The sequence below is a fragment of the Kutzneria sp. NPDC052558 genome, from assembly GCF_044547355.1.
GTDB lineage: Bacteria > Actinomycetota > Actinomycetes > Mycobacteriales > Pseudonocardiaceae > Kutzneria.
Map to the genome: position 1 here is coordinate 479738 of NZ_JBIUAG010000001.1, position 20924 is coordinate 500661.

The window sequence follows — 20924 nt, forward strand, 5'->3', positions numbered from 1 at the left end:
TGGGGGTGTGACCAGGCACGAGGTGGAGATCGTGGCGCTGCTCGTGTCGCCTACGCACGCGTTCGAGGGGCGGCCGCAGGATGGGCCGAGGGCGGATGCGGAGGCGGTGGGGCGGGAGCGGGTGGAGGTGCGGGCGGCCCTGGGGCTGGTGGGCGATCGGTACTTCAACCACGGGGCGCACCGCAACGCGGCGGTGACGGTGTTCGCGGTGGAGTCGTTGGAGGCGCTGGCGGTGGAGCCAGCGCCGGATCCGCATGTGGTGCGGAGAAACATCGTGCTGCGAGGGTTTCCGGCGGACGAGCTGGTGAAGCGGGAGTTCAGCCTGGATTCGGGCGACGGGCCGGTGCGGTTCCAGGGGCACCGGGCGGCGCATCCGTGTGCCTGGATGGACGTGGTGGTGGGACCGGGGGCGTTCAAGGGTCTGAGGGGGCACGGCGGGGTGCGGTGTGTGCCGCTGGACGACGGTGTCCTGCGTCTCGGCCCGGCGGTGCTGGAAACATCCCCGGCGGGGCACGTGTTGACCTTGACATGAGCCAACTGCTGTCGCCGTTCACGGTCCGTGGTGTCACTGCCCGCAACCGCATCTGGGTGTCGCCGATGTGCCAGTACTCGGCCACCGACGGGGTGCCGAACGACTGGCATTTCATGCACCTGGGCCAGTTCGCGGCGGGTGGGGCGGGCCTGATCATGACGGAGGCGTCGGCGGTGTCGCCGGAGGGCCGGATCACGCCGTACGACGCGGGCATCTGGAACGACGAGCAGGTGGCGGCCTGGCGGCGGATCACGGACTTCGCCCACGCCCAGGGGGCGAAGATCGGCATGCAGCTGGGGCACGCGGGCCGGAAGGCGTCGGCGCTGCGGCCGTGGGAGGGCCACGGCATGGTGCCGGTGGAGGAGGGCGGCTGGCAGCCGGTGGCGCCGAGCGCGATCCCGTTCGGCGAGCAGGCGACGCCGAGGGAGCTGACCGAGGAGGAGATCCACGGGATCATCGCGGACTTCGTGGCGGGGGCGAAGCGGGCGCTCGCGGCCGGGTTCGACGCGCTGGAGCTACACGGGGCCCACGGCTATCTGCTCCACCAGTTCTATTCGCCGCTGTCGAACCGGCGGACCGACGGCTACGGCGGCGATTTCGACGGCCGCGTCCGGTTTGTGCTGGAGGTGGCGACGGCGGTGCGGGCGGCGATCGGTGACGAGGCGCCGCTGTTCACCCGGCTGTCGGCGACCGACTGGGACGAGGAAGGCTGGACGGCCGACGACAGTGTCCGGCTGGCCCGGCTGCTGTCCGACGTGGGCGTGGATCTGATCGACACCTCCACCGCCGGCAACACGCCCAAGCCGAAGATTCCGATCGGCCCGGGCTACCAGGTGCCGTTCGCGCAGCGCATCCGCACCGAGGCCAAGGTCGCGACCGGGGCGGTGGGCCTGATCACCGAGCCCCAGCAGGCCGAGCAGATCGTGGCCACCGGCGCGGCCGACGTGGTGTTCCTGGCCCGGGCCGCGCTGCGGGACCCGCACTGGCCGCTCAACGCCGCGCGGGTGCTGGGCGGGGAAATCGAGTGGCCCGTCCAGTATTCACGGGCCCGCCTGGGCTGATCACTCCATCGTGGAAGGATGGAGGTCGCACCGCGACGTCGAATGAATAGTGGAGGAATGGCTGTGGCCACCGAGGGTGACCTCATCGCCGAGCGCTACAAGCTGGTCAGGAAGGTCGGCAGCGGCGCGATGGGCACCGTATGGCAGGCCCGTGACGAGCTGTTGCGTCGGGACGTCGCGGTCAAGGAGCTGCTGGTCCGCACGGGGATGACCGAGCTGGAGACCGACGAGGCCCGCAACCGCGCCATGCGGGAGGCCCGGATCGCGGCCCGGCTGCACCACCCCAACGTGATCTCCATCTACGACGTCGTGGAGTACGAGGGCCGGCCCTGCCTGATCATGGAGTACCTGCCGTCGAGCAGCCTGGCCGACCTCATCGCCGAGCACGGGGTGCTGCCGGTGGGCACGGTGGCCAGGATCGGCGCGCAGATCGCGTCGGCGCTGGCGGCCGCGCACACGGCGGGCATCGTGCACCGGGACGTGAAGCCGGCGAACGTGCTGCTGACCGGCGACAACGTGGCCAAGCTGACCGACTTCGGCATCTCGCGGGCCGACGGCGACGCCACGTTGACCGCCGCCGGCCTGTTGGCCGGCACGCCCGCGTACCTGCCGCCGGAGGTGGCGCAGGGCGAGGACGCCATCTTCGCCAGCGACGTCTACGCCCTCGGCGCGATGCTGTACGCCGCCGTGGAGGGCAAGCCGCCGTTCGGCACGGACGACAACGCCGTGGCGCTGCTGCACCGGATCGCCACCGAGGAGGTGCCGCCGCCGGAGCACGCCGTGCCGCTGACCGCGACGCTGGTGTGGATGCTGCGCCGGGACCCGAAGCACCGCCCGGAGGCCAAGGAGGTCCAGGAGGCGCTGGGCGCCCTGGCCGAGACGATGCCGGCCGAGATGCCGGCCCCTGCCCCGGTCCCGGCGGAGCCGGTCGAGGCGGCGGCCGTCGCGGAGTCGGAGCCGCCGGATCGGCGCAAGATGGTCGCGATCGCGCTGGTCGTGGGCGCGTTCGTGATCGCCGCGGTGGTCGTGGTCTACGCCCTCAACCAGCCGCAGCCCTCGATCACGGCCGGCTCGACCTCATCCTCGGCCACGCCCACCACCTCGGCCGCCGCGCCCAAGACCACCACCACGACGCCGGCCCCGACCACCACGACGACCACAGCCGCGCCGACGACGACCACCACGACCACCGCCGCCCCGCCGCCGGCCGACGTGGCGACGCAGTTGGCCGCCGCGATCACCGACTACTACAAGCTGATGCCGGGCGACCTGAACGACGCCTGGCCGCGCATGACCGCCGACTACCAGCAGAACCACGCCGGCGGTTTCGACGAATACCAGCGATTCTGGAACTCCGTGTCCACCGTGGACGTGGCCAACGTGAAGGCCACGCCGCCCGGCACCGTCACGGCGACCATCACCCTGCACTTCAAGGCCGGCAACACCGAGGTCGACCAGACCACGTTCGGCCTGGTCCAGCAGGACGGCATGTGGAAGATCGCCTCGTCGTCGGTGGCGAGCTAGCGGCTCCCGAGCTCAGCACCCGGCGGGCTGGCCCGCGCCCATCGTTGCAACAAATCGACAGCGGTGCACAACTTCGCGGCATCCAGTGGTAAATCGCTCGCAGATCCTTGTGGCATGACCTACGGCGGCCTAAGGTCACCTCACCCTCGGCCGCACTCGCCGTCAGGTGGCGGTGAGCGCCCACCACCATGGAGAAACGAGCCCGCCGATGACGTCGAGTTCCACCGGAGCCACTGCGAGGCGCTCCAGCAGACCACGAAGATGGGCCGCGGCGGCGGCGGTGATCGTCGCCGCCCTCGGCTTATCGACCACGGGTTCGGCCGCGGCCGGCCCGTCGCCCGCCCCCACCGTCACCCGCGCCGCCCTCGATCCGGCGCTGGTCGCCGGGCGGGGCGCCACCGTCGACTTCAGCGAGCAGGAAGCGGAGAAGGCGGCGACCAACGGCGCCGTCATCGGCCCCGACCGGTCCGCCTACACGCTGGCCGCCGAGGCCTCGGGCCGGTCGGCGGTGAAGCTCACGCCTGGCCAGTACGTCGAGTTCACGCTGCCCCGCACTGCCAACGCGATCACCGTGCGCTACAGCATTCCGGACGCGCCGACCGGCGGCGGCATCACCGCGCCGCTGGCCGTGACCGTGAACGGCGGCCACGCCAAGACCCTCACCATGACGTCGCAGTACGCATGGCTCTACAACCAGTACCCCTTCTCCAACGACCCGAACGCCGGGCTGCTGCACCCTGACTGGTGGATCACCGAGTGCTCGTGCGTGCCGTCGGCGACGACGCCCCCGCCGACCATCACAACACCGTTCCGCCCCAACCACTTCTACGATGAGCAGCGCCTGATCCTGGATCGGACCTACCACGCGGGCGACAAGGTGCGCCTCACGGTTCCGGCCGGCAGCCCGGCGGCGTGGACGGCCATCGACCTGCTCGACTCGCAGCTCCTGGCCGCGCCGCACGTCGACCTGATCGCCGCCAACGTGCTGCTCTTCGGCGCCGACCCGACGGGCCGCCGCGACTCCGCCGACGCCATCGACCGCGCCATCGCCTTCGCCAAGCAGCACCGGCTGAAGGTGTACCTGCCGCCGGGCGCCTACCAGGTCAACCGGCACATCATCGTGGACGACGTGACCATCGAGGGCGCCGGCAGCTGGTACACGATCGTCAAGGGCCACCAGGTCACCCTGAGCACGCCGGCGGCCGACGGCTCCGTGCACACCGGCGTCGGCTTCTACGGCAAGGACGCGTCGGCCGGCGGCAGCCACAACGTGCACCTGTCCGGTTTCGCCATCGAGGGCGACGTGCGGGAGCGCATCGACACCGACCAGGTCAACGGAGTCGGCGGGGCGCTGAGCGACTCGACGATCGAGGGCCTCTACATCCACCACACCAAGGTCGGCATGTGGTTCGACGGCCCGATGAGCAACCTGCGGATCACCGGCAACGTCATCGCCGACCAGATCGCCGACGGCGTGAACTTCCACACCGGCGTGACCAACTCGGTGGTGTCGAACAACTTCATCCGCAACACCGGCGACGACGGCCTGGCCATGTGGTCGGAGAAGACCGAGGACTCCGGCGACGTCTTCGACCACAACACCGTGCAGACCCCCGTGCTGGCCAACGGCATCGCGCTCTACGGTGGCACCGACAACACCGTGTCGAACAACCTCGTCGCCGATCCCCTCCGCGAGGGCAGCGCCATCCAGATCGGCTCGCGCTTCGGCTCCGAGGCCTTCACCGGGCACGTGTGGGTCACAAACAACACCACCGTGCGCGCCGGCACCTACGAGCTGAACTGGAACATCGGCCTCGGCGCGATCTGGTTCTACGCCTTGGAACGCACCATCGACGCCGACATCGAGGTGGTCGGCGACACCTTCCTGGACAACACCTACAACGCGATCATGCTGGTCAGCGACTTCCCGGTGAAGGACCTGTACTCGATCACCAACGTCCACTTCGCCGACATCAAGGTCGACGGCGCGGGAACCTCGGTCGTCAGCGCCCGGTCGGCCGGTTCGGCCTCGTTCCAGAACGTCGACGCCCGCAACGTCGGCGCGGTCGGCGTCAACAACTGCGGCTCGTTCCACTTCCAGCCCACCGGCTCGGAGTTCGCGCTGGCCGATCTCGGCGGCAACGACGGCGGCTGGCTGGCGCCGTGGGAACTGCCCAACACGATCACCTGCGACGACCGCCCGCCGGTGGTCCCGCCGCCGGCCCCGTCGGCCTGGTGAGTCCGCCCGCCTGCTCCCCGCGCCCGGTGGGCACGGGGAGCAGGAGGTCCTAGGAATCCCTCGACAGCTCCAGGGCGAGGAACAGGTCTACCCGATCGGCGAAGCGGGACAGGTCGCGGCCGGTGAGGTCCTCGATGCGGCCGATGCGGTAGCGCAGGGTGTTGACGTGCAGGTGGAGGCGGGCGGCGGCCTGGCTCCAGGAGCCGGAGCAGTCGAGGAAGACACGCAGGGACTCCAGGAGCTCGGAGTGGTGTTCCAGGTCGTAGTCGCGGACGGGGCCGAGCAGGCGGCGGCAGAAGGACTGGCGGAGCTCGTCGGGGAGGGCGCCGAACAGGAGTTGGTGGGAGGCGAGTTCGGAGCCGGCGACGACGGCGGCGGGCACGCCGTTGTGGAGGGCGACGCCGCGGGCGTAGCGGGCCTCGTCGATGGAGGCGCGAAGGCGGGAGCCGGGGCCGGGGCCGCTGACGCCGAGGGCGAGGCGGCAGGGGCCGAGGCCGGGTTCGATGGCCCGGACGCCGGCACGGAGCGAGTCGAGCAAGTCGTTGCCGGCCAAGGTGATCGCGACGGCCTCACCGTCCACTTCGGTCACGAGGCCGTCGACGAGCTCGTCCAGGACGGCGATGGCCAAGCCGGCCTCGCCGGTGATGGTCAGGGACACCACGCACAGCCGGTCCTCGGCCCCGAAGCCGGCGGCGGTGAGCCGGGCGCTGATGTCGGCGGCGGGGGTGGCCTCGTCGGCCAGCAGGGACAGCAGCTGGGTGACGGCCCGCCGCTCGACGACCCGGCCGGCGGCCAGGGCGGACCGTTCCAGCCCGATCAGGGTGGCCAGCTCGACGGCGACCTCGTGCTGGTCGGCGGTCCAGTCGGCGACGACCAGGGCCCAGCCGGCGAGCCGGTGCCCGGCGCCGACGGGCAGCACCCGGTACGACCCGACCTGGCACGGCAGCCGGGCAGCGGACACGAAGCCGGCGGCGACCGTGGCAGCGTCGGGCAACGTGGCGGCGCCGGCCACGACCCGCCCGGTCGGGCTGATCACCCAGCACGGCACGCCCAGCTCCATGGCCCCGGCGGCGACCAGCCCGGCCAGCCCGCCACCGCTGCCGAGGGCGGCGACCAGCCGCCGGTGGTGCTCCAGGACGGCGCTGGACCGGCGCACGTGCTCGGCCGCCAGCGCGGAGACGACGCGCTGGGTGATGGACGTGAACGAGACGTCCAGCGGCACGGTGAACAGCCGCACGCCGTGCCGCCGACAGGCGTCGACGACGACGTCTAGGGTGACGGGACCGATCTCGGCGGTGCCGACACCCAGCGCCACCACGCCCATCTCGGCGACGGCGGAGACGAACGCCTCGGCGTCGCGCGCGTCGTGGTACCAGAGCATGCCGGTGAGCACGACTTCGCCGCCGCCCAGGTAGCGGCGCGGATCGCGCAGGTCGGTGATGTAGATCCAGCGGAACTCCGGGTCCGGCTCGGCGTCCCCGGTCAGCAGCCGGAGGCCGAGCCCGGGGTCGGCCAGCAGTTCGCCCAGGCGCACGTCCGGCAGCCTACTTGGAGGATCCTCCAAAAGACCCGCCCGAACGGGTCGGCGTTTCGTGGTCTTCGCCGCTAGCAGCCGGGCCGGCCGGACTGTGTACTGGATCACGTGGAATTCCTACGACCGACCTCGCTGGCCGAGGCCCTCGACGCCAAGGCGGCGCATCCGGACGCGGTGCCCATCGCCGGCGGCACGGACGTGATGGTGGAGCTGAACTTCGACCACCGGCGGCCGGCCGCGCTGCTCGACCTGACCCGGGTCGCAGAGCTGGCCGAGTGGTCGGCCACGGCCAGTGGGACCCGGCTGGGCGCGGGCGTGCCGTACACGCGGATCATCGGCGAGCTGGGCGATCGGCTGCCGGGCTTGGCGATGGCCTCCCGCACGGTCGGCTCGCCGCAGATCCGCAACCGGGGCACGGTCGGCGGCAACCTCGGCGCGGCCTCCCCCGCGGGCGACACGCACCCGGTGCTGCTGGCCACCGACGCGACCGTGGAGGTGGCGTCGGTGCGCGGGTCTCGCCTGATCCCGATCGGCGAGTTCTACCGGGGCGTCAAGCGCAACGCGCTGGAGCCGGACGAGCTGATCACCGCGGTGCACCTGCCGGCCGGCGGCGGCCCGCAGCAGTTCAGCAAGGTCGGCACGCGCAACGCGATGGTGATCGCGGTCTGCTCGTTCGGGCTGGCCCTGCACCCCGACGAGCAGCGGGTCGGCGCGGGCATCGGGTCGGCCGGGCCGACGCCGATCCGGGCCGTGGACGCGGAGCGCTTCGTGGCCGAGGAGCTTTCGTGGGATTCGCCGAAGCCGCTGACCGACGGGGTGGCGCGGCGGTTCGGGGAGCTGGTCGCCGCGGCCGCCAGTCCCATCGACGACGTGCGCGGCACCGCCGCCTACCGCCGGCACGCGCTGTCCGTGCTGGCCCGCCGCACGCTCACCTGGGCATGGAAGGACTACGCGCGATGCGCCTGAACGTCACGGTCAACGGGGAGGCCAGGCAGGCCGACGACGTGTGGGAGGGCGAGAGCCTGCTCTACGTGCTGCGCGAGCGGCTGGGCCTGCCCGGCTCCAAGAATGCTTGCGAGCAGGGCGAATGCGGTTCGTGCACGGTCTATCTGGACGGCACGCCGGTGTGCTCCTGCCTGGTCGCGGCCGGGCAGGCCGAGGGCCGCGAGGTGCACACCGTCGAAGGCCTCGCCGAGGGCGACACTCTCGACCGCGTGCAGCAGTCCTTTGTGGACGCCGGCGCGGTGCAGTGCGGATTCTGCACGCCGGGCCTGGTCGTCGCCGCGCACGACCTGCTCAACCGGGTGCCCAACCCGACCGATCCGGAGATCCGTGAGGCCCTGGCCGGCAACCTGTGCCGCTGCACCGGGTACGAGAAGATCCTGGACGCGGTGCGATTGGCGGCCACGCGATGAGCGAGCTTGCGAGCGAATCATCCAACACAGAGCGTCCGCGAACGCGGACACCGAGCGCCAGCGAGGTGCCGCAGTGAGTCTTGTCGTCATCGACAACGCCGCGATCGCGACCGTCGACCCGAACGGGACCGAGCACGCCCGCGGCCACATCGTGATACGCGACGGCTTCATCGAGCAGGTCGCCGCCGGCTCGGCGCAGCGTCCGACCGAGGATCACGACCACATCGACGCCAGCGGCCGCCTGGTCACCCCCGGGCTGGTCAACACCCACCACCACCTCTACCAGTGGGCCACCCGCGGCTATGCCCGGGACGCCGAGCTGTTCGAGTGGCTGACCACGCTGTACCCGGTGTGGGGCCGGCTGACCGAGGAGGTCACGCGGGCGGCCGGCGCGGCCGGCATGGCCAAGCTGGCCCTCACCGGCTGCACCACGATCGCCGATCACCACTACGTCTTCCCGACCGAGGGCGGCGACCAGATCGGCGCGCTGGTCGGCGAGGCCAAGCGGCTGGGCGTGCGCCTGCATGCCGTGCGGGGATCGATGGACCGGGGCCGGTCCCAGGGCGGCCTGCCGCCGGACAACCTGGTCGAGGGCACCGAGGAAGCGTTGCTGGGCACGGAAAAGGCCATCGCCGACTTCCACGACCCGGACCCGCTAGGCCTGATCCGCATCGCTGTCGGGCCCTGCTCGCCGTTCTCGGTCAGCCGCGAGCTGATGGAGCAGGCGGCCGTGCTGGCCCGCCGGCACGGCGTCCGCCTGCACACCCACCTGGCCGAGACCATCGACGAGGAGGAGCAGTGCCTGGCCGAGAACGGCTGCACGCCGGCGCAATACGCCGAGCAGCTGGGCTGGCTGGGCGATGACGTGTGGCTGGCCCACACTATCCACCTCTCCGACGAGGCCATCAAACGCTTCGGCCAGACCGGCACCGGTTGCGCGCACTGCCCCACCTCCAACGGCCGCATCGCCGCCGGCATGGCCCCGGTGCGGCAACTGCTGGACGCCGGCGCGCCGGTCGGGCTCGGCGTCGACGGCGCTGCGTCCAGCGAGTCCGGCGGCCTCGGCGAGGAACTGAAGGCGGCGCTGCTGGTGGCCCGGTTCCGGGGCGGCGCAACGGCTCTGGCCATTCGCGAGGCGCTGTGGATGGGCACCATGGGCGGGGCCCGCTGCCTCGGCCGCGACCACGAGATCGGCTCCATCGAGCCGGGCAAGGTCGCCGATCTGGCCGTGTGGCGGATGGACGACCTCGACCACGCCGGCATCGCCGACCCGGTGGCGGCGCTGGTGCTCGGCTCCGCCCCGAAGGTGGACCGGCTGCTGGTCGGCGGGCGCAGCGTCGTCGCCGACGGCGAGCTGCGCACCGCCGACGTCGACACGATCACCAGTGACCTGGCCCGAGCCGCGGAGGTGCTGCGATGACCTCCCCCACAAGGCAATCCACTGTGTCGAGCCGTTCTGGAGGCGGGGTGGGCGAGAGCCCGCTGCGCCCGGACGGCGCACTGAAGGTGCGGGGCGAGTTCGCCTACTCGTCCGACCTGTGGCACGAGGACATGTTGTGGGGCGCGACTTTGCGCAGCCCGCACCCGTACGCCCGGATCCGGTCGGTGGACATCGGCGAGGCGCTGAAGGTGCCCGGCGTGGCCGCGGTCCTGACCCACACCGACGTCCCCGGCACCAACCTGTACGGCCTGGAGCACCCCGACCAGCCCGTGCTGGCGGTGGATGTCGTGCGCTACCACGGGGAAGCCATCGCGCTGGTCGCCGCCGACCACCCGGAGACGGCCCGGCGGGCGATCAAGAAGATCAAGGTCGAGTACGAGGTCCTGACGCCGGTGGTCGACGCCGAGACGGCCGTCGGCGCGCAGGCCCCGCTGCTGCACCCGGGCGGCAACACCGTGCGCAAGGTGCACATCGAGCGCGGCGAGCAGCACGCGACCGCCGATGTGGTGGTCTCGGGCGTGTACGAGGTCGGCATGCAGGACCAGGCCTTCCTCGGCCCTGAGTCGGGCCTCGCGGTCCCGGCCGAGGACGGCGGCGTCGACCTTTACGTTGCCACGCAATGGCTGCACGTGGATCAGAAGCAGATCTGCTTCGCGCTGGACCTGCCGACCGACAAGGTGCGGCTGACGCTGGCTGGCGTCGGCGGCGCGTTCGGCGGCCGCGAGGACCTGTCCATCCAGGTGCACGCCTGCCTGCTGGCGCGGTACACCGGCAAGCCGGTGAAGATGGTCTACAACCGCGAGGAGTCGTTCTACGGCCACGTGCACCGGCATCCGGCCAAGCTGTACTACGAGCACGGGGCGGACCGGGACGGCAAGCTGGTCTACGTCCGGGCCCGGATCTTCCTCGACGGCGGCGCCTACGCGTCCAGCACCTCGGCTGTGGTGGCCAATGCCGCCACGCTCGGCATCGGACCGTATGTCGTCGACAACGTGACCGTGGACTGCTGGGGCGCGTACACCAACAACCCGCCCTGCGGCGCCATGCGCGGATTCGGCGCCGTGCAAGCAGGATTCGCCTACGAGTCGCAAATGGACAAACTCGCGGCGGCGCTGGACTTGGACCCGGTCGAGGTCCGCGTGCGCAACGCCATGAGCGAGGGCAGTGTCATGCCGACCGGCCAGGTCATCGACTCCGCCGCCCCGGTGGCCGAGTTGCTGCGACTGGTCAAGCAACGGCCGCTGCCGGACGTCCACAATGGACCGCTGGACCTGACCGCGATGCCGGGCGGGGTGTCCAACACCACCCACGGCGAGGGCGTGGTCCGGGGCGTCGGCTACGCCGTCGGCATCAAGAACATCTGCTTCTCCGAGGGGTTCGACGACTACTCCACCGCCCGGCTGCGGCTGGAGGTGATCAACGGCGAGCCGGCGGCGGTGATCCACACCGCCGCGGCCGAGGTCGGCCAGGGGCTGGTGACCATCCAGCAGCAGATCGTGCGCACCGAGCTGGGCATCGAGCAGGTGACCGTGCACCCGGCCGACACCACCGTCGGCAACGGCGGCTCCACCTCGGCCTCCCGCCAGACCTACGTCACCGGCGGCGCGATCAAGGCCGTGTGCGAGGCGGTGCGGGAGAAGCTGCTCAAGCTGGCGGTGGCCCGGTTCGGCGAGCCTCGGTCGGAGCTGACCAGCGCCGACATCGTTGCCGTGCTCGGCGACGACGCGATCGAGGAGACAGTGGAGTGGCGGCACCGGCCGACCACCGCGCTGGATCCCGAGACGGGGCAAGGCTTCGCCCACGTCCAATACGGATTCGCGGCGCACCGCGCCGTGGTCGACGTGGACGTGGAACTGGGTCTGGTCAAGGTGGTCGAGCTGGCCTGCGCCCAGGACGTGGGCAAGGCGCTCAACCCGCAGGCCGTGCTTGGCCAGATCCACGGCGGCAGCACTCAGGGCCTCGGCCTGGCCGTCATGGAGGAGATCCAGGTCTCCCAGGGCAAAGTCCGCAACCCCTCGTTCACCGACTACCTGATCCCGACCGTGCTCGACACCCCGCCGATGCCGGTGGACGTGCTGGAGCTGGCCGACCCGCACGCTCCCTACGGGCTGCGCGGGGTGGGCGAACCGCCCACGATCTCGTCCACGCCGGCGGTGGTCGCGGCCATCCGCGCCGCCACCGGCCTTGCGCTCAACCGTGTTCCGGTGCGGCCGGAACATCTGACAGATTCACATTTCCCCGAGGTCTAGGAGATCACACCGATGACAGCGACCGCTGCCACCGACCAGGCGTGGCTCGACGAGGCCGTTCGGCTGGCCGCCGAGAACGTGACCACCGGCGGCGGCCCGTTCGGCGCGGTGATCGTGCGCGGCGACGAGCTGATCGCCGCCGGCGTGAACCGGGTAGTGCCCACCCTGGACCCCACCGCGCACGCCGAGGTGGTGGCGATTCGCGAGGCGTGCCACCGCGTCGGCGACTTCCGCCTCAACGGCTGTGTGCTGTTCTCCTCGTGCGAGCCGTGCCCGCTGTGCCTGGCCGCCTCGCTGTGGGCCCGGGTGGACCGGGTGGTCTTCGCGGCCGACCGCAACGACGCCGCCGACGCCGGCTTCAACGACCGCGACTTCTACGACCTGTTCGAACAGCCCAAGCAGACGTGGCCGATCCCCGTGCTGCAGCTGTCCACGCCGGGCAACACCACCCCGTTCGCCGCGTGGCTTTCCCGCACCGACCGCGTCGAGTACTGATCCTCGGCACGCGTGCTGACCGGAGCACCCCCGCTTAAACGTTCGCGGTTCCAGGCCATCCTCCCGATGGCCTGGTTCCGCGCGCCCACCGGCATGGGAGAACGTCATGACCCAGTTGCGCGACCGCCGCCCCACCACCGCCCTGTTGGACAAGCGCTTCCGGCTCCAGGAACGCGGCACGACCGTCGGCCGCGAGGTCCGCGGCGGCATCACCACCTTTGTCGCGATGGCCTACATCGTGTTGCTCAACCCGTTGATATTAGGGGCTTCCACCGATATCACCGGCGCCAGGCTGACCATGCCCGAAGTGACCACCGCGACCGCCCTGGCCGCCGGCGTGATGACCGTCCTCATGGGACTGGTCGGCAACGCTCCCCTGGCGCTGGCCGCCGGGCTCGGCGTGAACGGCATCGTCGCCTTCCAGCTGGCCCCGACCATGACCTGGGCCCAGGCCTTCGGACTGGTTGTGCTGGAAGGACTCTGCATCGTCGTGCTGGCCGTGTCCGGCATCCGCGAACGGATCATGAACGCGATCCCGGGCGCGCTCAAGACCGCCATCTCGGTCGGCATCGGCCTCTACATCGCCCTGGTGGGACTGGTGTCGGCCGGATTCGTGACCAGGACACCGGATTCGGCCCACTCCACGGTTCCGGTGCGCATGGGCGATGGCGGCCACCTGGTGGGCTGGCCGATGGTGGTGTTCGCGATCGGCCTGCTGCTGATGATCGTGCTGATGGCCCGCGCGGTCCCCGGCGCGGTGCTGATCAGCATCGTGGTGGCCACGGTCATCGCCGTGATCGCCAACGCCGTTTTCCCCGGCGGGGACTGGGGTCTGGTCGCCCCGAAGCTGCCGTCCACCGTGGTCGCCGCCCCCGACTTCGCCCTGTTCGGCCACGTGGACCTGTTCGGCGGCTTCGCCAGCGCCGGCGCGATCACCGCCACGGTGTTCCTGTTCACCTTGGTGCTGTCGGGTTTCTTCGACGCGATGGGCACGATCACCAGCGTCTGCCATGAGGCCGGCATGACCACGAAGGACGGCAAGGTCGCCGGCATGGGCCGGATCCTGCTCGTGGACGGCATCGGCGCGATCGTCGGCGGCGGCACGGGTTCCGCGCCCAACACGGTGTTCCTGGAGTCGGCGGCCGGGGTCGGCGAGGGCGCGCGCACCGGACTGTCCAGTGTGGTCACCGGCGCGCTGCTGGGCGCGACCATGCTGGTCACGCCGATCGCCGCGATCGTGCCGGCCCAGGCGGCCGCGCCGGCGCTGGTGGTCATCGGCGCGCTCATGATGGCCCAGTGCCGGCGGATCCCGTTCCAGGACACCGACTACACCATCCCGGTGTTCCTGACCATGGCCATCGTGCCGTTCACGTACTCGATCACCAACGGGGTCGGCGCGGGCATCGTCAGCTATGTCGTGGTAAAGCTGGGAAAGGGCCAGTGGCGCGAGGTGCACTGGCTGGTCGCGGTGATCGCGGCTGTCTTCGTCGCCTACTTCGGCATAGCCGGGATCGAGGCGCTGGCGGGATGAGGGAGTTGGCCCGATGAGGGAGTTGGCCGGTTCGCTGTCGAGGACCTATCAGTTCGCTGTCGCCAGCGTCGTGGACGTCGCCGGCAGCGCGCCGCGTGGCCTAGGCTCCGCACTGGCGGTCACCGCCGACGGCGCGGCGTTCGGCAGCGTCTCCGGTGGCTGCGTGGAAGGGGCCGTGTACGAGTTGGCGCAGGAGGTGCTGGCGACGGGATTGCCGCAGCGGCGCCGTTTCGGCTACTCCGACGACGACGCGTTCGCGGTCGGCCTGACGTGCGGCGGCTCGCTGGAGGTTTTTGTGCAGCCCTGCTCTCCGGCGATCGCCGCCGCGCTGGCCGCCGATCCCGAGCCGGTGGTCCTGGTCCGGGTCATCGGCGGGCCGGAACCGTTGCTGGGCAAGGGTATGGCCGTGTTCGCCGATCGGATCGCCGGCGACCAGGTGATCGACCCCGAGCTGGTCCGGCACGTGACCGCCACCGGCCGCCAGCACTTCGACGGGTTGGAGCTGTTCGTGGAGCCGTGGTCGCCGCCGCCGCGCATGCTGGTGTTCGGGGCCATCGACTACGCGGCCGCGCTGGCCCGCATCGGCAAGTTCCTCGGCTATCACGTGACGGTGTGCGACGCCCGGCCGGTTTTCGCCACCACCGACCGGTTTCCCGACGCCGACGAGGTCGTGGTCGACTGGCCGCATCGCTATCTGGCCGCCACCGGAACCGATCGGCGCACGGTGGTCTGCGTGCTCACCCACGATGAGAAGTTCGACGTGCCGCTGCTGGCCGACGCCCTGCGCCGGCCGCTGGCCTTCGTCGGCGCGCTGGGTTCCCGGCGCACCAACAGCCAGCGCCTGGCCCGGCTGCGGGAGATCGGCCTGACCGAGCAGGAGCTCTCCTTGCTGCGGGCCCCGATCGGGCTCGATCTCGGGGCCAGCACCCCGGAGGAGACGGCGGTGTCCATCGCCGCGGAGATCGTCGCGCTTGGCCGCGGCGGCAGCGGGTTGGCGCTCACGGGAGGCTCCGGCCCCATCCACGACCGCCCCGCACCCCCGCCGTACGTGAGTGGCTCATTTCGCACTGGACGCGACCTGAGCCACTCACGTGGCCCGGCGGAAGTGGGGGCGTTGGCTACTGGACGGGAATGCCCGCGCTAGTGCAGAAGCCGGCCATGTCGCCCTTGCACAGGTCGCTCGTGCGCACGACTCCCTTGGCCACCAGGCCCTGCACGTCGGCCCGGCTGATGGACTGTGGTCCCAGCAGGACGGACTTCACGTCGCGGTTGGCCTTCGGGTCCTTGGTGTTGCCCGTGGCGAGGTCGTCCGCGTCCCCCTGCCTACCGGTGGCCAGGGCGATGGCCAGCCGCGAGGCGGCCTCCGCCTCGATGTCGATCGGCTTGTAGACGGTCATGCACTGGGTGCCGCGCAGCACCGCCTGCAGGCCGCCGAGGGTGGCGTCCTGCCCGGTGACCGGCACGTTGGTGAGGTTGCGCTGCTTGAGCACGGCCTCGATGCTGGCCGCCATGCCGTCGTTGGCCGACAGCACCGCGTCGACGTGCCCGCCGTTGGCGTCCAGCAGGCCGGTGAACGTGCTGGCGGCCAGGTCCGGCGACCAGTTGTCGATGGACTTGCTGGCCAGCAGGTGCATGCTGCCCGAGTCGTAGAGGGGCTTGAGCACCTGCTCGTGGCCGTCGTGGAACTGGGTGGCGTTGTTGTCGGTGGACGCGCCCTCGATCTCGATGACCGACGCCCCGGAGGCCCGGCTGCCCAGGCAGGTGCGCAGGCCGTCGGCCTGGAGCTGGCCGACCGCGATGTTGTCGAAGGAGACGTAGTACTCGGCGCTGCCGCCGAGGCTGATCCGGTCGTAGTCGATGACCGGGATGCCGGCGGCCTTGGCCTTCTTCTCGACCGCGACGCCGCCGTCCGAGGACAGCGGAGCGATCATCAGGACGTTCACCTTCTCGGCGATCATCTTGTCGGCCAACGAGGAGAAGCGCTTCTCGTCGCCCTGGGCGTTCTGGATGTCGGGCTCGATGCCGGCGAAGCTGAGCTGGGATGTGAGCAGGGGTTTGTCGGAGTCCTCCCAACGGGCTGAGGTGGTCGTGTCCGGCAGGATCACGCCGACCTTGGGCTTGGTGTGGTTTGTCGCGGTTCCGGTGGCGGCCGTGTTGCTGGCGCTGCCGCAGGCGGAGGCGACAAGCACGAGCGCACAACCGGCCGCGGCGACAACGGGGCGCATCCGTTTTGCCTCCACTACGTCTGACTGGGATGCGGTAGTTGACCGCGTTTCCTTACGCCCGTCAAGCCGACTGTCTCCGGGAAACAACTGCCAATGCGACGGCCACGGCCATAAGCACGACGAACGCCGCACGCGGGCCCACACCGTGCAATGCGAGCGTCACCGAGGCGACACCGAGCGTGGTCCCCAGGCCCCGAGCCATGTTCACCAACCCGCCGCCGACCCCCGAGCGGGCCGCCGGGATCGCCGCCATCACGATGGCGTTGTTGGCCGGTGTGAACAGGCCCAAACCAATTCCCAGCACGGCCAACGAGATCGCCAGCAACGGATCCGTCAATGGCAGCAGACATAACGGAATCAGCACAACCGCGCAGGTCAGGCCGCCCACGACGGCTCTGCGCCGATCCGGCCAGCGGTTGCCGCCGAACGTCGCAGCCAGCGCGAACCCGACCGGCAGACTGGTCAGCACCAGCCCGGCCGCAACAACGGAACCGCCAAGTACCGGTATTAGGACGAGCGGCCCGAACAACACCAGATAACCGAGCATCGCGGCGACCAGACCGCCGGCGACGGCCGGGTCCCGCAACAAATTCAGATCGATCATCGGCTCGGCCGCGGCCCGCTGCCGCAGCACAAATCCGACGCCGGCTCCGACCGCCGACATGAAAAGGATTACCACGAGCCAGACCGGCGCGTCCAAACCGGACAGACCGGAAAGGGCGAGCAACAGGGCGGTCGACGATGTGCCCAAAAGTGCGACGCCGATCCAGTCGATCTGACGCGTCCCGGCGCGTTGGCGGGTCCGCGGCAACAAATAGCGGCCGGCGGCGATCGCGATCAGTCCGATCGGGACGTTCACCCAGAAAACCCACTGCCAGCCGGCCCCGGCGACCAGCACGCCGCCGAGCGTCGGCCCCAGCGCCAGCCCGATCGCCTGCGCGGCGGCCTGCACGCCGAGCGCCGCCCGCATCGAGCCGCGCGGCGAGCTCGTCGTCACGAGGGCGACGCTGTTGGCCTGCAACATGGCAGCGCCGACGGCCTGCACCACCCGGAGACCGACCAGCAGCGGCAGCGAGTCGGCGAAGCCGCAGGCGGCCGACGCGGCCGTGAACACGGCGAAGCCGTAGAGGTAGACCAGCTTGCGGCCGACCGCGTCGGCCAGCCGGCCGACCGGCACCAGCAGCGCGACCAGGGTCAGCAGATAGCTCAGCGACACCCACTGCACCCCGGCCAGCGATTCGCCGAACTGCCGGCTCAGCGCCGGAAACGTGAGGGTGACGATGCTGGCGTCGAGCTGCCCCATGAAGGCGCCGAGGCAGACCGAGGCCACGGCCAGCCAGTGCGCGTGCGGCCAGCGGGCGACGAACCGGGGGCGGGCGGGTTCGACGCCGAGACGGCGCAGGGGCGCGGTCAACACACCCCGACTTTATCTCGGTCTCCGACATAATCGGGGACCGACAGATATGAGGGTTGTCACCACCTCGATACGCTTGGGGGATGTCGCAGGTCACGCCCGAGCACGAGGCCCCGTCGAGCGTCTCCGACGCCCGCACCCTGACCGAGGTCGTCACGAGACTGCGGCGCGCCCTGCGCACCAGCATTCGGACCGACTATCCGTGGGAAGCGCTGCCCATGGCCCAGGTCGAGCTGCTGATGGCGCTGGCCGACCACGCCCCGGCCAAGATCGGCCAGCTGGCCTCGCTCCAGCGGCTGGCCCCCAACACCGTCAGCGGTCTGGTCCAGCAGCTGGTCGAGGGCGGGCTCGCGGTCCGCGACAGCGACCCGTCCGACCGGCGGGTGGCCCGGGTGTCGCTGACCGACGCCGGCCGCAAGCAGCTCTCGGAGTGGCAGCAGGCCCACGAGCGGCGCATCTCGGCCGCCCTGGACAAGCTGCCGCCACAGGCCCGGGCGGCCGTGGCCGACGCCCTGCCGGCGCTGAACCTGCTGGTCGACCACCTCGTCACGCCCTGATCCGAACCGGGTCGGCGGTCCCCCGCGAACACCAGCCGTGACAGAAGGGGCCAATGTGACAATCGCCCAGACTCTGGCCGGCCTGGTGCGCCGGTTCCTCGGCGTGGAGCTGCCAGTGCGGCTGCGGGCGTGGGACGGCAGCGAGGCCGGGCCGGCCGACACCCCGGTGGTGGTCATCCACTCCCGGCAGGCGCTGCGGCGCCTGCTGTGGGACCCGAACGAGCTGGGGCTGGCCCGCGCCTACGTCTCCGGCGACATCGACGTCGAGGGGGATCTCCGGGACGGGTTCGCCCGCTTCTGGGGCCTGGCCCGGCGGGAGGGCCTTGGCAAGGTCAAGCTCTCGCTGGCCGACCGCCTGCACGCCCTCAACCAGGCGATCAAGCTCGGCGTGCTCGGCCCCCGGCCGGCGCCGCCGCCGGAGGAGGCCCGGCTGTCGGGGACCGAGCACACCAAGTCCCGCGACCGGGCGGCGATCGCCCACCACTACGACTTGTCCAACGAGTTCTACCAGGCCCTGCTCGACCCGAACATGGCGTACTCCTGCGGGTACTGGACCTCCGACGCGGCCGACTACACCGTCGAGGACGCGCAGCGGGACAAGCTGGACCTGATCTGCCGGAAGCTGGACCTGCGGCCCGGCATGCGGCTGCTGGACGTCGGCTGCGGCTGGGGATCGCTGATCCTGCACGCCGCCGCCAACTACGGCGTGCACGCCACCGGGGTGACCCTGGCGGCCCAGCAGCGCGAGTTCATCCAGGCGCGGATCGCCGAGCGGGGCCTGGGCGACCGGGTGGAGGTGCGGTTGCAGGACTACCGCGACATCCCCGACGACGGCTTCGACGCCATCGGCACCATCGAGATGGGCGAGCACGTCGGGCTGGGCAACTACCCGGCGTACGCGGCGCAGCTGTTCCGGCTGCTCAAGCCCGAGGGCCGACTGCTGCTCCAGCAGATGTCCCGGGTGGCGACCGCGCCCAAGGCGTCCGGCGGCGGCGCGTTCATCGAGCGCTACGTCGCCCCCGACATGCACATGCGGCCGGTCGGCGAGACCATTGCCCTGCTGGAGCAGGCCGGTCTCGAGGTTCGGGACGTGCACGCGCTGCGGGAGCACTACGTGTGGACCGTGGACGCCTGGGCGCAGACCCTGGAGAAGCGGGCCGACGAGCTGACCGCGCTGGTCGGCGAGGGGCAGCTGCGGGTGTGGCGGCTGTATTTCGCCGGCGGCGCGCTGGCGTTCCAGGAGAACCGGATGGGCGTGGACCAGATCCTGGCCGTGCGGCCCGGACCGGCCGGCACGAGCGGCATGCCGCGGACACGGGAGGTCGTCGCGTGAACCTCGCCGGACTGCTCGTCAACCTGGGCATCACGGCCGTCGCCGTGCTGGTGGTGATGGTGGTCGGGCTCGGGGTCGGCGTCGCCCGCGGCCGGCACGACGGCGTGGACACCATTTGGGGCCTGGGGTTCGCGGTGATCGCCGTGGTCGGGCTGCTCGTGTCCGGCTCGGGCTGGCTGGTGACCGCGATGACGGTGCTCTGGGGTGTGCGGCTGGCGGTCCACATCCAGCTCCGCAACGGCCGCCGGCCCGAGGATCCGCGCTACGTGGCGTTGATGGACCGGGCCACCGGCAACCCGCACTGGTACGCCTTCCGCAAGGTCTACCTGCTCCAGGGCGTGATCATGTGGTTCGTCTCCTGGCCCGTGCAGGCGGCCCAGTACGAGACCTCCACCGGCGTGCTGACCTGGGTGGGCGTGGCCGTGTGGCTGGTCGGCCTTGGCTTCGAGTCGGTCGGCGACCGGCAGCTGTCCCGGTTCAAGGCCGACCCGGCCAACCAGGGCAAGATCATGGACCGTGGCCTGTGGCGCTACACCCGGCACCCCAACTACTTCGGCGACGCCTGCGTCTGGTGGGGTCTGTACCTGGTGGCGTGCCAGCACTGGATCGGCGCGCTGACCGTGCTGTCGCCGTTGGTCATGACCTTGTTCCTGACCAGGGGCACCGGCAAGGCGCTGACCGAGCGGGCCATGCGGGACCGCCCCGGCTTCGCCGAGTACGTGGCGCGGACCAGCGGGTTCTTCCCGCTGCCGCCGAAACGGGAGGGAACCCGATGAACAACGGCGACCAGGTCGCGGACTTCGAGCTGCTCGACGACCACGGCGAGCCGCGGCGGCTGTCCGAGTTCCTGGCCAAGGGGCCGGTGGTGCTGTTCTTCTACCCGGCCGCGATGACCGGCGGCTGCACGGCCGAGAGCTGCCACTTCCGGGACCTGGGCGCGGAGTTCGAGGCGGTGGGCGCGCAGCGGATCGGCATCTCCCCCGACGCCGTGGGCAAGCAGCGCGAGTTCTCGGCCATCAACTCGTTCGACTATCCGCTGCTGTCCGACCCGGACGGCGTGGTGGCGACCCAGTTCGGGGTGCGGCGCAGGTTCGGCCCGCTGCTGACCCGGCGGCAGACGTTCGTGATCGGCGCGGACGGCCGGTTGGTCACCTCGATCAAGAGCGAGCTGCGCATGGCCGTGCACGCGGACAAGGCGCTGGAGGCCCTGCGGGCCCTCTGAGCAGCAGTATTGCCCCCTTCGGGGCAGTCGGGGGGGGGGGGGGGGGGCCCCCCCCCCCCGGGGGGCCCCCCCCCCCGGGGGGGGGGGGGTGAAAACAAACCCAAAAAAACACCAAAGAGGGCGGGAGAAAAAACCCACCCCCAGCGCGGCGC

At 71.1% G+C, this 20924-nt stretch carries 18 protein-coding genes; 15 read left to right on the top strand and 3 right to left on the bottom strand.

From position 1 onward, the window contains the following. Positions 1 to 7: 7 nt before the first annotated feature. The 4 genes from ACIG5F_RS02025 to ACIG5F_RS02040 all read left to right on the top strand — a co-directional run bounded on the left by ACIG5F_RS02025 (position 8) and on the right by ACIG5F_RS02040 (position 5356). The gene (locus ACIG5F_RS02025; RefSeq protein ID WP_396515498.1) at positions 8 to 532 is read left to right on the top strand and encodes a molybdenum cofactor biosysynthesis protein; all 525 of its coding nucleotides are present in this window, start codon (positions 8 to 10) and stop codon (positions 530 to 532) included. Further along, positions 529 to 1593 (top strand): NADH:flavin oxidoreductase/NADH oxidase, encoded by a 1065-nt coding sequence (locus tag ACIG5F_RS02030; protein WP_396515499.1) that lies wholly within the window; start codon positions 529 to 531, stop codon positions 1591 to 1593. The genes ACIG5F_RS02025 and ACIG5F_RS02030 overlap by 4 nt, the downstream gene beginning before the upstream one ends. A 63-nt stretch (positions 1594 to 1656) precedes the next feature. After that, positions 1657 to 3117: a serine/threonine-protein kinase gene (locus ACIG5F_RS02035; RefSeq protein WP_396515500.1), complete on the top strand. Its 1461-nt coding sequence runs from the start codon at positions 1657 to 1659 to the stop codon at positions 3115 to 3117. Positions 3118 to 3325: 208 nt separating this feature from the next. Continuing rightward, positions 3326 to 5356 carry a glycosyl hydrolase family 28-related protein gene (locus tag ACIG5F_RS02040; protein ID WP_396515501.1) on the top strand — a complete coding sequence of 677 codons (2031 nt, stop codon included), beginning with the start codon at positions 3326 to 3328 and terminating at the stop codon, positions 5354 to 5356. Positions 5357 to 5405: 49 nt separating this feature from the next. On the opposite strand, the gene ACIG5F_RS02045 is transcribed toward ACIG5F_RS02040, so the two are convergent. After that, positions 5406 to 6890, bottom strand: coding sequence for a PucR family transcriptional regulator (locus ACIG5F_RS02045; protein ID WP_396515502.1), 1485 nt, complete (start codon positions 6888 to 6890; stop codon positions 5406 to 5408). 108 nt (positions 6891 to 6998) lie between these two features. On the opposite strand from ACIG5F_RS02045, the gene ACIG5F_RS02050 reads away from it, so the two are divergent. From ACIG5F_RS02050 to ACIG5F_RS02080, 7 genes are all read left to right on the top strand, one after another. Then, positions 6999 to 7856 carry an FAD binding domain-containing protein gene (locus ACIG5F_RS02050; RefSeq protein WP_396515503.1) on the top strand — a complete coding sequence of 286 codons (858 nt, stop codon included), beginning with the start codon at positions 6999 to 7001 and terminating at the stop codon, positions 7854 to 7856. Continuing rightward, positions 7847 to 8305 (top strand): (2Fe-2S)-binding protein, encoded by a 459-nt coding sequence (locus ACIG5F_RS02055; RefSeq protein WP_396515504.1) that lies wholly within the window; start codon positions 7847 to 7849, stop codon positions 8303 to 8305. The genes ACIG5F_RS02050 and ACIG5F_RS02055 overlap by 10 nt, the downstream gene beginning before the upstream one ends. A 73-nt stretch (positions 8306 to 8378) precedes the next feature. Continuing rightward, complete coding sequence (locus ACIG5F_RS02060; protein ID WP_396515505.1) at positions 8379 to 9725, top strand: 8-oxoguanine deaminase; 1347 nt, start codon at positions 8379 to 8381, stop codon at positions 9723 to 9725. Beyond that, entirely contained in the window at positions 9722 to 11995 is a 2274-nt protein-coding gene (pucD, locus tag ACIG5F_RS02065; RefSeq protein WP_396515506.1) for a xanthine dehydrogenase subunit D, read from the top strand. Before ACIG5F_RS02060 ends, pucD begins: the two co-directional genes overlap by 4 nt. Positions 11996 to 12007: 12 nt before the next feature. Continuing rightward, positions 12008 to 12490 carry a nucleoside deaminase gene (locus ACIG5F_RS02070; protein WP_396515507.1) on the top strand — a complete coding sequence of 161 codons (483 nt, stop codon included), beginning with the start codon at positions 12008 to 12010 and terminating at the stop codon, positions 12488 to 12490. Between the two features lie 106 nt (positions 12491 to 12596). Further along, entirely contained in the window at positions 12597 to 14021 is a 1425-nt protein-coding gene (locus ACIG5F_RS02075) for an NCS2 family permease (RefSeq protein WP_396515508.1), read from the top strand. Positions 14022 to 14034: 13 nt separating this feature from the next. After that, complete coding sequence (locus tag ACIG5F_RS02080) at positions 14035 to 15165, top strand: XdhC family protein (RefSeq protein WP_396515509.1); 1131 nt, start codon at positions 14035 to 14037, stop codon at positions 15163 to 15165. Here ACIG5F_RS02080 and ACIG5F_RS02085 read toward each other — a convergent pair. Both ACIG5F_RS02085 and ACIG5F_RS02090 read right to left on the bottom strand, forming a co-directional pair. After that, entirely contained in the window at positions 15140 to 16246 is a 1107-nt protein-coding gene (locus ACIG5F_RS02085; protein ID WP_396515510.1) for a sugar ABC transporter substrate-binding protein, read from the bottom strand. The two genes, ACIG5F_RS02080 and ACIG5F_RS02085, sit on opposite strands and share 26 nt — an antisense overlap. A gap of 61 nt (positions 16247 to 16307) precedes the next feature. Next, positions 16308 to 17663 (bottom strand): MFS transporter, encoded by a 1356-nt coding sequence (locus ACIG5F_RS02090; protein ID WP_396515511.1) that lies wholly within the window; start codon positions 17661 to 17663, stop codon positions 16308 to 16310. A gap of 80 nt (positions 17664 to 17743) precedes the next feature. On the opposite strand from ACIG5F_RS02090, the gene ACIG5F_RS02095 reads away from it, so the two are divergent. From ACIG5F_RS02095 to ACIG5F_RS02110, 4 genes are read left to right on the top strand one after another with little or no spacing between them, the layout of a single operon-like run. After that, positions 17744 to 18217, top strand: coding sequence for a MarR family winged helix-turn-helix transcriptional regulator (locus tag ACIG5F_RS02095; protein WP_396515512.1), 474 nt, complete (start codon positions 17744 to 17746; stop codon positions 18215 to 18217). Between the two features lie 55 nt (positions 18218 to 18272). Continuing rightward, on the top strand, positions 18273 to 19550 hold the full coding sequence (locus ACIG5F_RS02100; protein WP_396515513.1) for a class I SAM-dependent methyltransferase: 1278 nt from the start codon (positions 18273 to 18275) through the stop codon (positions 19548 to 19550). A 56-nt stretch (positions 19551 to 19606) separates the two neighbouring features. Next, complete coding sequence (locus tag ACIG5F_RS02105) at positions 19607 to 20326, top strand: DUF1295 domain-containing protein (RefSeq protein ID WP_396515681.1); 720 nt, start codon at positions 19607 to 19609, stop codon at positions 20324 to 20326. After that, a complete protein-coding gene (locus ACIG5F_RS02110; protein WP_396515514.1) occupies positions 20323 to 20772 on the top strand; it encodes a peroxiredoxin in 450 nt (149 codons plus the stop codon). Before ACIG5F_RS02105 ends, ACIG5F_RS02110 begins: the two co-directional genes overlap by 4 nt. Positions 20773 to 20924 lie beyond the last annotated feature (152 nt).

Excerpts from the sequence above, each read along its gene's own strand:
- ACIG5F_RS02030 (WP_396515499.1), top strand. The coding sequence starts at position 529 with ATGAGCCAACTGCTGTCGCCGTTCACGGTCCGTGGTGTCACTGCCCGC.
- ACIG5F_RS02040 (WP_396515501.1), top strand. The coding sequence starts at position 3,326 with ATGACGTCGAGTTCCACCGGAGCCACTGCGAGGCGCTCCAGCAGACCA.
- ACIG5F_RS02055 (WP_396515504.1), top strand. The coding sequence starts at position 7,847 with ATGCGCCTGAACGTCACGGTCAACGGGGAGGCCAGGCAGGCCGACGAC.
- pucD (WP_396515506.1), top strand. The coding sequence starts at position 9,722 with ATGACCTCCCCCACAAGGCAATCCACTGTGTCGAGCCGTTCTGGAGGC.
- ACIG5F_RS02070 (WP_396515507.1), top strand. The coding sequence starts at position 12,008 with ATGACAGCGACCGCTGCCACCGACCAGGCGTGGCTCGACGAGGCCGTT.
- ACIG5F_RS02075 (WP_396515508.1), top strand. The coding sequence starts at position 12,597 with ATGACCCAGTTGCGCGACCGCCGCCCCACCACCGCCCTGTTGGACAAG.
- ACIG5F_RS02080 (WP_396515509.1), top strand. The coding sequence starts at position 14,035 with ATGAGGGAGTTGGCCGGTTCGCTGTCGAGGACCTATCAGTTCGCTGTC.
- ACIG5F_RS02085 (WP_396515510.1), bottom strand. The coding sequence starts at position 16,246 with ATGCGCCCCGTTGTCGCCGCGGCCGGTTGTGCGCTCGTGCTTGTCGCC.
- ACIG5F_RS02095 (WP_396515512.1), top strand. The coding sequence starts at position 17,744 with ATGTCGCAGGTCACGCCCGAGCACGAGGCCCCGTCGAGCGTCTCCGAC.
- ACIG5F_RS02105 (WP_396515681.1), top strand. The coding sequence starts at position 19,607 with ATGGTGGTCGGGCTCGGGGTCGGCGTCGCCCGCGGCCGGCACGACGGC.
- ACIG5F_RS02110 (WP_396515514.1), top strand. The coding sequence starts at position 20,323 with ATGAACAACGGCGACCAGGTCGCGGACTTCGAGCTGCTCGACGACCAC.